The sequence below is a fragment of the Flavobacteriales bacterium genome, from assembly GCA_016700415.1.
In the GTDB taxonomy this organism is placed as follows: Bacteria; Bacteroidota; Bacteroidia; order Flavobacteriales_F; family PHOS-HE28; genus PHOS-HE28.
This window is the reverse complement of sequence record CP065018.1, coordinates 2,545,977-2,559,593: the sequence shown is the minus strand read 5'-3', so window position 1 is coordinate 2,559,593 and position 13,617 is coordinate 2,545,977. Positions and strand designations below refer to the sequence as shown.

Sequence of the window (13,617 nt, the reverse complement as noted above, 5' to 3'; positions counted from 1 at the left end):
GCTTCTGAAAGACGAATTGGTATAAGCAGGCCCCCCCGACGCACAAGACCTACCTCATAATGCTCAACCGTTGCACCGTCTTCTTCCCGTTAACTGTGATGTTCACCATATACACCCCGCTGGCAATATCGCTCGGCATGTCAAGTACCGTGGTGAAGCGCTCGCCGCTGTTCCCGAACGCCTTGGCGAAGACCTGCTTGCCATAGACGTCCTGGATGTCCACGGTAATGTTCTGGTCCGCGTCCCGGATGCCGTCGATGCTCAGGTTCACTTGGCCCTCACGCACCGGGTTCGGCCACATCGTTACTGTTCCATTGGCCTGCTCCATGCTGGCATCCGGGCGGGCGCCGTTGTCGATGGTGATCGTGCAGGTATTGCCGCAGAAGCCGCTGTAGGTGGCCCCTACTTTCACGTTCACCGTCACGTTGTAAACAGTGCCGTTGACCAACGGAGGGGCCACGCCTATGTTCCACTTCAACTGAAGGATGTAGGTGTTGCGGATGAATGTCTCATCGTAGCCCGCCGCGACGTTGACAATGCGGAACTGATACTCCGTCGCACCCACCACCGGTGTCGCATAGATGAAGCTGTTGTTGGTGTTGAAGGCGCGCGACTCGTTGCAGGAGTGCCCATAGGTGGGCGCACCGATCAGCTCCGTGCAAGGCACCGTCGACGATATGGCCACTTCGCAACCCGCGCCGAAGTGCGCGCTGGCCAAGGGGCCGGCGTCGTTGGTGCGGACACGGACGAAGTACTTCACGCCGGGCGTCAGCGGGCTGGTGTTCATCTGGTTGAAGCGCACCTTGTTGGTGTTCACCGCGATGCGGCGGATGTAGCCCGCATCGGGATCGGAGAACTCGAACTGGTAGCTGCCCGCTCCTGCCACGTTGCTGCAATACACGTAGCTGTTCATGCTGTAGTTGAAGATCCCGCAGGACTTGTTCGCGACCTTAGCGGGGCCGGGAGGCAGGCAGAAGCTGTGCTCCGTATAGCCCGCATAGGCCGGGGTGGTGGTGGGTGAATCATACCCGTCTGAGAAGTCATCGCCCAGCAGCACCTTGCCGTCCGTGGTCCGCAACTGCCAATTCCCGTTGATGAGGCCGTCGCCATAGCTGTCCATCAGGCGGAAGCCGAAGCAGGTGGTGGTGGGGATCCCGCCAAGACAGACCGTGTCCACGACCAATTGGCTGGCCTCGCTCACGTCGGGCCCGCCGCTGGCGATCACCACATTGCCCGCATCGGTGAGCTCCCATGTGATCTGGCCCGGGTTGGCGTCCGTGTTCAGGGCCACCACCACCTCATTACCGCCCGGGCACGAGCTGCTGCTCGTGAATTTGGCCAAGAAGCCGTCGTAGACCCCACCGAAAGTGTTCTGATGTCCGCTTGCAGCGATGGCTCCGGAGGAGTTGGTGTAGCCCGCGAAATGGATGTTCCCATTGGTATCCACCGCGCCCGATAGTCCGGATTCCGCCCCGCTGCCGCCGTAGTATGTGCTCCATTCACGGCTTCCCCCGGCGGTCAATTTTACCAAGAAGGCGTCGGTCCCGCCTCCGAGCATGTTCTGGTACCCGCCATTGGCAATGCCTCCCGTGGAAGCGGTCTGCCCGACCAAAAAGACACTGCCAAGCCCGTCAACCGCACAGGACCGGCCCATGTCGCTGGCGGTCCCTCCGTAGTACGTGCCCCATTGTCTGGTGCCGGAAGTGTTGAACTTCACCAAAAAGGCGTCGATCCCGCCCCCCTTGGTGTTCTGTAGCCCACCAGAGGCAATGGCCGTTGTGGACGTCGCCTCACCGGCGAGATAGACGTTGCCGCTACCGTCCGCCGCGCAAGCGTGTCCAAAATCATTTCCAGCCCCGCCATAGTAGGTGCCCCATTGCTGGGTACCGGAGGAATTGAACTTCACCAGGAAGCCATCACCGGTGCCGCCACCGAAAGACCCCTGATGCCCGGAGGCCGCGATGGAACCTGTCGAATTAGTCTGCCCGGCCAAGTACACGTTGCCGCTACCGTCCACCGCGCAGGCATTGCCATTCTCCCCGTTCGTGCCACCGTAGTAGGTGCCCCATTGCCGAACACCGGCCGGGTCGAACTTCACTAAGAAGGCGTCGTAGTTCCCGTTGTAAGTGTTCTGGTGGCCGCCCGAGGCGATGGCCGTACTGGAAGATGTGCTGCCCGCGAGATAGACGTTTCCGCTGCCGTCAACCGTGCAACAGGCCCCGAATTCATAGGCAGTGCCGCCGTAATATGTTCCCCACTGGCGCACGCCCGAAGCGTTGAATTTCACCAGAAAAGCATCTTGGTCGCCGCCAAGCGTCCCTTGATGGCCGCCTGAAGCGATGGCCGTGGTGGATTTCGTATAGCCTGCCAGATACACGTTCCCGCTGCCGTCAACAGCGCAGGAGTATCCTCCATCCTCCAAGCCGCCTCCGTAATAGGTTGCCCAGAGCCGGACCCCTGAGGCATCGAATTTTACCAAGAACGCATCGTAGTTTCCCCCTATGGTATTCTGGTGGCCACCGGACGCTATGCTGCCCGAGGACTTGGTCTGGCCCGCCAGATACACGTTGCCGCTGCCGTCGACTGCGGTGGAATATGCGGCATCATCGTTGCCGGAACCGTAGTAAGTGGCCCAGATGCGGGCCGGGTCGATCGTAAGCGGCTGGGTACGGTCGTAGGTGCCCAGTTCAAATTGCAACAGGTCTTCTTCAAGAATGAAACGCGTTGCCACGGACCGGCCCGCCTGAAAACTCACCGGGGCATCCTCCACGAAACGGCCCATCCGGTTGCCATGTACCAATCGGCCCGTTTTGTCCACGGCCAGCTCCTCCTGGTCCTTGAAGCGCAGGCGGATCTGTCCGGGATCGGCACCCGGGTGTACCATGAAATCATACTTGATGCCCTTTTCCGTGGTGTAAACGATCCAATCGATGCCGGGATAGACGTCATGGTACGTCACTTGGCCGTAGCTGTGTACGTTCAATGCTCCTTGGCCGTAGTAGTTCGTATAGCTGCCTTGGCGGTCATCCGTGGTGACGCGCGCCTTCATGTTCGCACCCTCCAGCAACATGTCCATCCTGAAAGTCTCTGTTCGCACCTTGGACCGCAGTTCGTCCGATCGCTTTTGCTTGGCCGGGTTCTGCCCGGCCTCCGCCATCATTTCCTCATAGCCTTCCGGGAGGTATGTGCGGTGGAATTGGTAGGCGATCCCGTTGCCCATCAGGAAAATGTGCGTGTTGCCCGCGGAATATCGGAAGCGCACGAATGGTGCGGGATCACCGGCCATGGTGGTTACTTGGCCCTTGTTCTCCTCAAGGCTCCGCTCCTCCTTAATTGTCTCTGGTTGACCGTACCGATCAGCGGCGACTGTACGTTCCGTCCCGGAAATGGGTAATGGCCGGGCCGTAGCGGAAATAGCTTGGCCGGGCCGCAGGAGTGATGTGACCATAAAAGCCAAGGGGACCAGATTGAATTGCGCGTTCATTGGTGATGGAGTTTGATGGACTGTGGCCGGGAGGAAGAATTTCGCTACCAAGTTATATCGCTGTTCACCATACTTAATTTACCTGTTTACAAGTATTTTTTTACTCTGGACCGTGCAGTGGTGGGCGTAGGAGGAGATGAGGTAGCGGACCAAAAGCAAAGTGACGCGGATCACGAATAGATGCCCGGCAAAAAGGGCCGTTCCCTTCCGATGGTCGGAGGGAAAGGCCCTTCGGCTTGAGTTCCGCTCAAGATCATCCGCCGTAAGGTGGAGACCCTGAGTACTGGACTTACTTGATGATGCCCAACCGCTGGACGGTCTTCTGTCCGTTGACGGTGATGTTCACCATGTACGCTCCGCTAGCGATGTCGCCCGGCAGGTCGAGGATGGTGCTGAAGCGCGCACCGCTGTTCCCGAATTCCTTGGCGAAGACCTGCTTGCCGTAGATGTCCCGGATGTCAACCGTGATCTGTTGGTCCATGTCCTGGATGCCGTCGATGCTCACGTTGACCTTGCTTTCACGCACCGGGTTCGGCCACATTGTCGCCGTTCCATTGGCTTGTGCCATGCTGGCCTCGGGGCGCTCTGCGTTGCCTGGGTTGTTGTCGATGGTGATCGTGCAGGTATTGCCACAGAAGCCGCTGTAGGTGGCGCCGACTTTTACGTTCACTTGCACGTTGTAGGTGGAGCCGTTGACCATCGGAGGATGGTTGTTCCACTTCAACTGTAGGATATAGGTGCTGCGGATGAAGGTCTCATCGTAGCCCTCGCTGGGAATGAAGATGCGGAACTGGTATTCCGTCGCGCCCACCACCGGCGTGGCATAGATGAAGCTGTTGTTGGTGTTGAAGGTGCGGTTCTCGTTGCAGGAGTGCCCGTAGTTCGGCGCGCTGATCAGCTCCGTGCAGGTCACCGTCTGCGGTACGCTCATACCCACTTCGCAACCCGTGCCGAAGTGTGCGCTGGCCATGGGGCCGGCGTCGTTGGTACGTGCCCGGACGAAGTACTTCACGCCGGGCGTCAGCGGGCTGGTGTTCATCTGGTTGAAGCGCACCTTGTTGGTGTTCACCGCGATGCGGCGGATGAAGCCAGCATCGGGATCGGAGAACTCGAACTGGTAGCTGCCCGCTCCGGCCACGTTGCGGCAATACACGTAGCTGTTCATGCTGAAGTTGAAGATCCCGCAGGACTTGCTCGCGATATTGGCCGGGCCCGGAGGCAGGCAGAAGCTGTGCCCCGTGTAGCCCGCATAGGCCGGGGTGAGGGAAGGTGAATTGCTCCCGTTGGCGAAATCATCGCCAAGCAGCACCTTGCCGTCCGTGGTCTGTAGCTGCCAGTTACCGCCGATGATGCCATCGCCGTAGCTGTCCGTCAGTTTGAAGCCATAGCAGGCACTTTCCACCGTCGTGCCTAAGCAGACCGTGTCGATCACCAATGCGTTGGCTTGGCCCGAAGTGGGTCCGCCAGTTGCGAGCTGTGCATTGCTTGCATCCAAGATCTCCCACGTGAGCTGGTCGGGGCTTCCATCGGTATTGATGGCCACCACCACCTGATCACCGGAGCAGGGCGTGCCCAAGCACACGCAATCCAGGCCGATCATGTCACCGTATGTGGAGGAACTGCCATCGTCACAGCTGTCGCCCGACCGGCCAGACAGGATAGGGCAATCATCCGTATTGTCCGCTACGTACCCGTCGGGTCGCGTGCAGGCGTCCATCGAGTCGCCCGGATCGCCATAGCCGTCACCGTCGGTATCCGCGTACCACGTGGGCGGTGCGGTCCGGGTGAAGGACCAAGTACTACATCCTGTGGCGGGGCCGGTGCTGTTGCGCGGGATGATGCGCCAGCTATAACTCCCTGAACTGGGAGTACTCGCGTTATATGATGTTCCCGCTTGGTTGCCGCTCACCAAGGTGGTTGCGCTGGCTCCGGAATTGAAATAGACATCATAGCCGGTGGCTCCACTGACCGATGCCCATGAAAGCATGGTCGTGCCGGAAGTGAAGCATTGACCGCTCCCGCTACCCGGGGAAGGGGCCGTGGCACATCCGGGAGCGGGTATCGCCGCCGCGCAGCTCACATACCGTGTTCCTGCCGATCCGCCGGATCCGCAGGTAGAATTGGCGTGGATGTAATAACGGAAGGTGCCCGTGGAAGTCGCGGTCCATGTGAATGGTGAATCACCGTCCCCGACCGCGGTCGTGCCGGCACTGTTGCTGATCGTCACATAGCCCCCGTTGGTGCAGGTGAACGTATAGTCAACTCCGTTGGTGAGGGCTACTAAGGAGAATTCACCGTAGTTGGCCGCCCCGGTGATGTATTCGTTCGAACCTGTGCAGCTCGGCGTTTTCGTGGTGGAAGGGTATTGGGTGCCGGAGAGGCAGGCCCCGCCTCCGCTGGAAACCGGGCAGCTGATCGAGCGGGTGCGCGATCCGGTGGTTCCGCAGGTAGAGCTACTGTGCGTATAGAACCGGTAGGTGCCACTTGTGGCAGACACGTAGGTAAGGGGGGAGGTACCCCACACATATTTCGTCGCTCCCGTTGAATTGGTGATCGTCAGTTGGTCCGTGCCTAATGAACTAGTGAAGGTATAGGGCACCCCATTGGTGAGGCTCACTGAGGAATAGCCCGTGCCCACGCTGGAAGCGATGGTTTGAGCGGCGCCGGTGCAGGTGGGCGTGAAGGTGCTGACCGGACTCTGTAAACCCGTGTTGCAGCCCGTGCCGCCGGTCCTGCTCAGGGTGATGGTCCGTGAACTGCCGCTTGTGCTGCAGGTGGAGTTGCTACTGATCGTGATATAGTGTATCCCGGAGGTGTTCGCCGTCCAATTCAACGGCGTTTGCCCGAAGGCGACCAAGGTGCCACCGGACGTGCCTGAGCGGACCGTGAAATAGTCACCGCTGTTGGTGCTGGTGATGGTGTATTGCGGACCAACAACAATGCTGTACCACGTGGAGTAGGTCCCCGGATAAACAGAGTATCCGGGTGAATTTGCACCCGCACCCGGTGTGCTCGTGGTGGATGGCGATTGGCTGAAGCCGGTGCATTGCGCCGAGGCAACAAAGCTGGATATGGCAAGTGCGCCGGCGAGGCCGAGTGTTACAATGCGGTTCATGCGGTCAAATGTTTGGGCTTGGGATCGTATTCGAGGTGTTTTCGAGATATTCGGGCAAGGTATGGAGCACTGGGTCCATCGGCAAAGTGAGTTTGGTCAGTGTGAACATGGTGTTGGGGTCCCACGCCGGTTCCAAAAGCCTTTGGGGGCCTTGGAGCAAAGGGCTACGCCAGAACATGCGCCGGCGGATGCCCGGCCATCGGCCCACAATAAAAGGGTCACAGCTACTCCCGCTACCTTGGCCCGTGCCTTGCTGAGCCACCGCCCCATGCGCCGCCCCCTCCTCTTCTTGCTCCTTGCCTTGTTCCTGGGGCTGTGCGCGGCGTTCGTCCAAGAACGTCCACCGCAAGAACGACTTGCCGATGTGGCCGCGGAACTGCAAGTGCGGCTCGATGTGGCCGCCACGGAATTGGCGGCCCAAGCAAAGGATGCGCTCGAAAAAGACGCCGTAAACATGGACGAAGGGCACGCCTTGGGCGAAGGCGGTTTAAGGCTCTTCAAAGACACCGTGGTAACGGCCTGGACCGACCATGCGCCCATCACCGATGCCGCCTTGGACAGTGCCCGCGCTGCGCATCTCACCCTCCCCGACGGCACCTACCTGCATGCCTTCGCCATGCAGGGCGACCGGAGCGTTCACGCCGTTCAGCGCGTCTGGTTCAATCCGCCGTTCCAGAACCAGTACCTGCGTGACCAATTCGATCCCGGCTTCACGTTGGCGAAGGGGATCGTGGCCGAGCAAGGTCCGGGGCTGGGGCCGGTGGTGCGCGATGCGGACGGAAAGGTGATGCTGCGCCTCCAATGGGCCGATGAGACCGCGCTGCCCGGGACCCGCTCTTTGGTTTTGTTGCTGTTGGCTTTGGCGGCGGTCGTGTTCGCGGTCGCCGCGCTGTGGCTTTTGGCCTTGATGGTGCCCGGAACCTGGGGGCCGGTGCTGCTCTTCCTGCCGGTATTACTGGGCGCTCGCTGGGCCACGTTGGCGCACGGCGCCTTCGATGCGCTCAAGTCCTACCCCTTGTTCGACCCATCGCTCTTCGCCTCCTCGTTCTTCATGCCCTCGCTGGGCGACCTGCTGATCAATGCCGCCGTGCTGCTGTGCGCGGCCTTGTTCATCCGCAGCGCCTTGCGCGATGCGGCCGCGCCAACGCGTCCATGGTCCATCGCAGTGGTGGCCGTAGTGATCCTGTTCCTCTGTGCGGAGGGCATCGGATCGGTGATGATCTCACTCGTTCATGACAGCAGCGTGAGCCTCGACCTCTTCCGCGTACAGGGCTTCGATGGCTACAGCCTCGCCGCCTTGGTCGCCATCGGCGTGCTGCTCTTCGCTTGGTGCGTGCAGGCGGATGCCCTTATCCGCCTGCTTTCTCCCGCCCTTTCCTACGGGCCCAAACTGCTGCTGATCGTGCTGATCAGTGCCGCGCTTGTTCTCTTCAACCATTTCGTGGGCAACTTCGACCTGGTGCTAGCGCTTTGGCCCTTACCCGCGTTGATGCTGATAGACCGCATGCGGTATCGTCCCGGTGCAATTCCCGCCCTGCTGCTCATCGCTACGTTAGCCCTTTTCACCGCCCACGTGCTGAACCGGCAGACCTTCAAACGGGTGGACCTGGACCGGCAGACCTTGGCCGAGACCGCCACCACGCGCGAGGACCCGGTGATCGAACTGCTTTTCGATGAGGCTGAACGCGAGGTGGCCAAGGACCCGGCCGTGATGGCTTGGCTTAACGCGGGCGGCCCCTGTTCCGCCACCGACCTCGACCGCTTGGTGCGCCAGCCCTTCTTCACCGGCTACTGGGACCGCTACAATCTACGCCTGCACTTCATCTCGGCCCGCAAACGAACCTATTTCACCACATCGCCGGACGCGCCCACTTCGGCACAGCCGATCCTGGACCGCTTCGAGCAAGGCGTACCCGTGGAGAACGACGATCTGCGCATCACGGACCGGCCCGGCGAAGATGCGCTCTATATCGGCAGGATCGAGCTCGGAAGCACCCTGCTGTTCGTGGAAATACGCCCTCGCCTTGTGGCCGATGGGCTGGGCTTCCCCGAACTGCTGCTGGCGGGCGACCGGCCTTCGCCCTTCAGGCCGGAACGATTTGTGCAAGCGCGCTATGAACGCGGCGTGCTCACCTCGTCCTCCGGCTCGTACATCTTCCCGGTGAATTGGGACAGGCCGGTGCCGCCCGATGGATCTCACTGGTACGCGAACGGCTATGACCTGCTGGCGCAAGGCGACCCGCACGGTGCGCTCTTGGTATTGGGCACGCGCACACCGACTTGGTGGGACCACGTCACCACGTTCTCTTATCTATTCCTTTTCTTCTGCTTGCTGGCCGCCGTGATCGGGGGCATCGGCGCGCTGTTGGGCAGGCGTTGGTCCGGCACCATGGGCATCAGCGGGAAGGTCCGTTCGGGCGTAGCGGGCTTCGCTGTTGTGAGCCTGTTACTGTTCACCTTCGGCTTGCGCCACATGATCGATGTCCGCAGGGAACAGCGCAGCACGCGGACACTGGACGAACGTTCGCGTGGCGTGCTCGCCGAATTGCGCCAGACCTTGCGCGGGGAAGGGGCGCTGTTACCGGCGATGGCGCCTTACTTGGACCATTTGTTGGGCAACCTCAGCAACGTGTTCTTCACCGACCTCACGCTGTATGCGCCCGACGGAACGCTGTTAGCCACCTCCCGCGAACAGGTGTTCAATACCGGCCTGCTGGGCCGCCGCATGGACCCGCGTGCCTACCAACGTATAGCGGTGGAAGATGCATCTTCCTTCATCCATGGCGAGCACATCGGAAGCGCCGATTTCAGCACGGCCTACATGCCCTTCCGCAACGACGGCGGGGAGGTACTGGCCTACTTGGCCCTCCCCTACTTCGCGCGCCAAGGCGAAGTGGAGCAGGAGCGCGCGGCCGGTTATGTGGCGCTGGTGAACCTCTTCACCCTGCTCTTCCTGTTGAGCGTGGTCGCAGCCGCACTGATCACCCATTGGACCACGCGCCCGCTGGAACTGCTGCGGCGCGGCTTGGAGCGCATCGGCTTAGGTGCCCACAACGAACCCCTCACTTATCGCGGGGATGATGAACTGGGGCAATTGGTGAGCGTGTACAACCGCAAGGTGGACGAGCTCCGCGAAAGCGCGATGAAGCTCGCACGTAGCGAGCGCGAAAGTGCCTGGCGTGAAATGGCGAAGCAGGTGGCGCACGAGATCAAGAACCCGCTGACACCGATGAAGCTGAACATCCAGCAGTTCCAGCGCACCTGGTCACCGGACCTGGCCGATGCCAAGGAACGGCTGGACCGCTTCAGCAACGGGATGGTGCAACAGATCGATGTGTTGAGCCGGATCGCCGGGGAATTCTCCGACTTCGCGCAGATGCCGCGCGCACAGGCCGAGCAGGTGGACCTCCTCGAGGTGGCGAACGCCGCCACCGCCCTCTTCGCAGCGGAACCAAATGCACAAGTGACGCTACAAGCCGGACCTTCCCCCACGGTGCATGTGGACCGCGAGCACCTGCTGCGCACCTTCACCAACCTGATCAAGAACGCGGTGCAGGCCATGCCGGAGGGACGCTCAGGGCATGTGGAAGTGATACTTCGCGCGGAAGGGAACAGGGCGGTGATCGAGGTGCGCGACAACGGAACGGGCATCGCCGAGGCGGACCGCGACCACATCTTCGAACCGCGCTTCACCACCAAGAGCAGCGGCATGGGGCTGGGGCTGTCCATCGTTCAGCGTATGATAGAGAATGCCGGCGGACGGGTGTGGTTCGAGACCTCCACGGAGCCAGGGAAAGCGGGGACTTCGTTCTTTGTGGAATTACCGCTGGTGGGTTAAAGTTCTACCACGAAGGACACTAAGAACACGAAGGCAGGGTCGCCCTGAGGTTTAACCGCAACGGACGCTACGAGCGCAACGAAAGTTCTGCTGGTGCCCTAGCCGATACATTTGCCGAACGTGATCGATCGGCTCATTGATCGACAACCTAAAAGCATTGAACCTCATGTCCTTTTCCAATCTCCTGATCGCTGATGCGGAAGGCATCCGCACCATCACCATCAACCGGCCGGAGCAGCTCAACGCACTGAACCGCGCGACCATCTCCGAGCTGGACCAAGCGCTGGACCAGGCCCAAGCCGACAAGGCCGTGCGCGTGCTCATCATCACCGGCAGCGGCCCCAAGGCTTTTGTGGCCGGTGCCGACATCAAGGAGTTCGCGCATTTTTCCGTGGAAGAAGGCAAGATGCTCAGCGCCGAAGGACACAAGCTGCTCTTCGACCATGTGGAGCATTTCGAAAAACCGGTGATCGCGGCGGTGAACGGTTTCGCGCTGGGCGGTGGGCTGGAATTGGCCATGAGCTGCCACTTCCGCGTGGCCAGCGACAACGCACGCATGGGCCTGCCGGAAACGAGCTTGGGCGTGATCCCCGGCTACGGCGGCACGCAACGCCTCGCGCGCCTCATGGGCAAGGGCAAGGCCATGGAGATGATCTTTACCGCCGGCATGATCAAAGCCGACGAGGCCCTGCAATGGGGCTTGGTGAACCACGTTGTACCACAGGCCGAACTACTGGCCAAGTGCAACGAACTGGCCGCCGCGATCATGAAGAACTCCCCTACCGCATTAGCCTCCGCCATCCGCGCGGTGAACGCCGGTTACGAGCCGGGCGCCAACGGCATGCAACGCGAGATCGAGGAGTTCGGAAAATGCTTTGGCACACCGGACTTCATTGAGGGGACGAGCGCATTCATGGAGAAGCGGAAGCCAGAGTTCGGTAAGTGAACCACGGATGGACACGGATGAACACGGATCAAAGAGTCATATCAACGGCTCATCTTTTGCCACTTACCAGCATAAGATAACTTCGGATGAAAGCCTCTTCGAGGCGCTGTTGAAAGGAGAGTTTTCTGGATTCTTTGAGGACTTTGACCGGAGTCGGTTCTTGAATGGCCTACACCGAAAAATGGAAAATCTCGGCACAGCAGGAACGACTGCAGATAGAGAGAAGAGAAAGGCGAATTTCAGGGGGTAGGGGAACCATGAATGGACACGGATAATGCGCAAGATCAGAATCTGTAGCTTAAGCTGTATGCTTTTCAGTGTCATCTTCACCGCTTGCTCTTCGTCGCATGGACGTGAAAAAGAGCCGGTTCTTATAGCGGGCCGCGAAGCACCACTTGGCTGGGTGACGTTGAAACTATATGCGGATAATTCCTTCGACCTGATCAATGGAGGTATGCGCGCTTCAGACTCAGAAAGCTATCCGGGATCATATCGCACAGTCGGTGACACACTGATTTTTGCCTATCGGGATAGTGTGCCGGACCAAGGCTGCGACAGAGCGTTGCGGACTGACCGATTCATTGTCTTTGACGGCTGTTTGGGTTCCTTGGAGATCCAGAATAAGAATCCGAATAGTCACTGAATAACCGAACGTGAGCGTCCTCAGAAAACTCGCAGGCCAGACGGCCATCTATGGGGTGAGCAGCATCGTTGCGCGCTTCCTCAACTACCTGCTTACGCCGCTGTACACCAGCCGTGGGGTGTTCGCGCCGGCGGCCTTCGGGGTGATCACCTCACTCTATGCATGGACGGCCTTCCTCAACGTGGTGCTCACCTACGGGATGGAGACCACCTTCTTCCGCTTTGCGAGCAAGCACGAAGGCAATAAGCGGATCTACACCACCGCTGTTTATCTGCTTGCAGGCTCCACGGTGGTTTTCCTGTCGCTTGGGATGCTCTTCGCGCATTCCATCGCCGCCATGATGGGCTATCCGGACCATGTCGTTTCAGTGCGCCTGCTCGTGCTGATCATCGGCATCGAGGCCATGGCCACCGTGCCCATGGCGAACCTGCGCCTGAAGAACCGGCCGTGGAAGTTCGCCGCCATCAACGTGGCCAGCGTGCTGCTGAACGTGGTGATGAGCCTCTTCATCTTCATGTACTGCATGCCCAAGTACAACGCCGGGGAAAGCAATGCACTGATCAATGCCGTGTACGACCCGAGCTTCGGCGTGGGCTATGTCTTCCTCCTCAACCTCATCAGCAGCAGCCTGAAATTCCTGCTGTTGCTACCGGAGTGGCCACCGTTGCGGTTCGGCAATTCCGAGAAGGCGTTCGATACCAAGCTGCTGCGCCCTATGCTGGCGTTCGGCCTTCCGCTATTGGTGGCGGGCCTCGCGGGCATGACCAACGAAACAGCGGACCGCGTGCTGATGAAACACCTGCTTCCGGCGAATATCGCGGATGCCCAGATCGGGATCTACGGCGCCTGCTACAAGCTGGCGATGCTGATCACGCTCTTCATTCAGGCCTTCCGCTTCGCCGCGGAACCGTTCTTCTTCAGCCATGCCAAGGAGAAGGACAGCCGCCAGACGTTCGCGCGCATCATGAACATCTTCGTGGCGGTGTGTATGAGCGCTTTCTTGCTCGTGATGCTGTTCTTGGACGCCTTCAAATGGTTCATCCCCAACCCAGCTTATTGGCCAGGTCTCGTTGTGGTGCCCGTCCTGATGCTGGCCAACGTCTTCCTCGGCATCTACTACAACCAGAGCGTTTGGTACAAGCTGAGCGACCGCACGCGCGCCGGCAGCACCATCTCCATCATCGGGGCCATCATCACACTGACACTGCTGTTCTGGTGGATCCCGATCTTCGGATATTTAGGCGCCGCTTGGGCCACCTTCCTCTGCTACGCCTCCATGGCCGTGATCAGCTACGTGTGGGGCCAGAAGCACTACCCTGTGCCCTACAACGTGGCCCGTGTGCTGGGCTATATGGCAGGTGGCGTGTTCCTCTGGTGGGGCTGCGAGCAATTGCCGCTGGAGGGTCCCGCGAAGTACGCCGTGCGGGCAGTGGTCTTCCTCGGCGCGGTAGGATATGCGTGGAAGCTGGAACGGTCTTCCGTTCAGAGGACCACGGACGGGCAAGCAGCAGATCTCTGAGGCTTGTGGTGGGTCTCCCCTCCTTCCTAAAAGGAGGGGTTGGGGGTGGTCAAGCCATAGGCTCTAACGGGT

5 protein-coding genes are annotated in these 13,617 nt (G+C 60.2%); 3 read left to right on the top strand and 2 right to left on the bottom strand.

What is annotated here, in order from left to right; translation table 11 throughout:
* Window positions 1-49: 49 nt before the first annotated feature.
* Both IPP95_10730 and IPP95_10725 read right to left on the bottom strand, forming a co-directional pair.
* On the bottom strand, window positions 50-3,484 hold the full coding sequence (locus tag IPP95_10730; protein ID QQS71658.1) for an SBBP repeat-containing protein: 3,435 nt from the start codon (window positions 3,482-3,484) through the stop codon (window positions 50-52).
* A 289-nt stretch (window positions 3,485-3,773) separates the two neighbouring features.
* Window positions 3,774-6,599, bottom strand: a complete 2,826-nt coding sequence (locus IPP95_10725) for a T9SS type A sorting domain-containing protein (protein ID QQS71657.1) — start codon at window positions 6,597-6,599, stop codon at window positions 3,774-3,776.
* Between the two features lie 268 nt (window positions 6,600-6,867).
* Between IPP95_10725 and IPP95_10720 the strand changes: the two genes are divergently transcribed.
* The 3 genes from IPP95_10720 to IPP95_10710 all read left to right on the top strand — a co-directional run bounded on the left by IPP95_10720 (window position 6,868) and on the right by IPP95_10710 (window position 13,545).
* Window positions 6,868-10,437, top strand: coding sequence for a HAMP domain-containing protein (locus tag IPP95_10720; protein QQS71656.1), 3,570 nt, complete (start codon window positions 6,868-6,870; stop codon window positions 10,435-10,437).
* A gap of 166 nt (window positions 10,438-10,603) precedes the next feature.
* Entirely contained in the window at window positions 10,604-11,383 is a 780-nt protein-coding gene (locus IPP95_10715) for an enoyl-CoA hydratase/isomerase family protein (GenBank protein ID QQS71655.1), read from the top strand.
* Window positions 11,384-12,036: 653 nt separating this feature from the next.
* The gene (locus tag IPP95_10710) at window positions 12,037-13,545 is read left to right on the top strand and encodes an oligosaccharide flippase family protein (GenBank protein ID QQS71654.1); all 1,509 of its coding nucleotides are present in this window, start codon (window positions 12,037-12,039) and stop codon (window positions 13,543-13,545) included.
* The last annotated feature ends 72 nt before the right edge of the window (window positions 13,546-13,617 follow it).

Coding starts and splice junctions, on each gene's coding strand:
- IPP95_10730 (QQS71658.1), bottom strand. CDS start 3,484: ATGAACGCGCAATTCAATCTGGTCCCCTTGGCTTTTATGGTCACATCA.
- IPP95_10725 (QQS71657.1), bottom strand. CDS start 6,599: ATGAACCGCATTGTAACACTCGGCCTCGCCGGCGCACTTGCCATATCC.
- IPP95_10720 (QQS71656.1), top strand. CDS start 6,868: ATGCGCCGCCCCCTCCTCTTCTTGCTCCTTGCCTTGTTCCTGGGGCTG.
- IPP95_10715 (QQS71655.1), top strand. CDS start 10,604: ATGTCCTTTTCCAATCTCCTGATCGCTGATGCGGAAGGCATCCGCACC.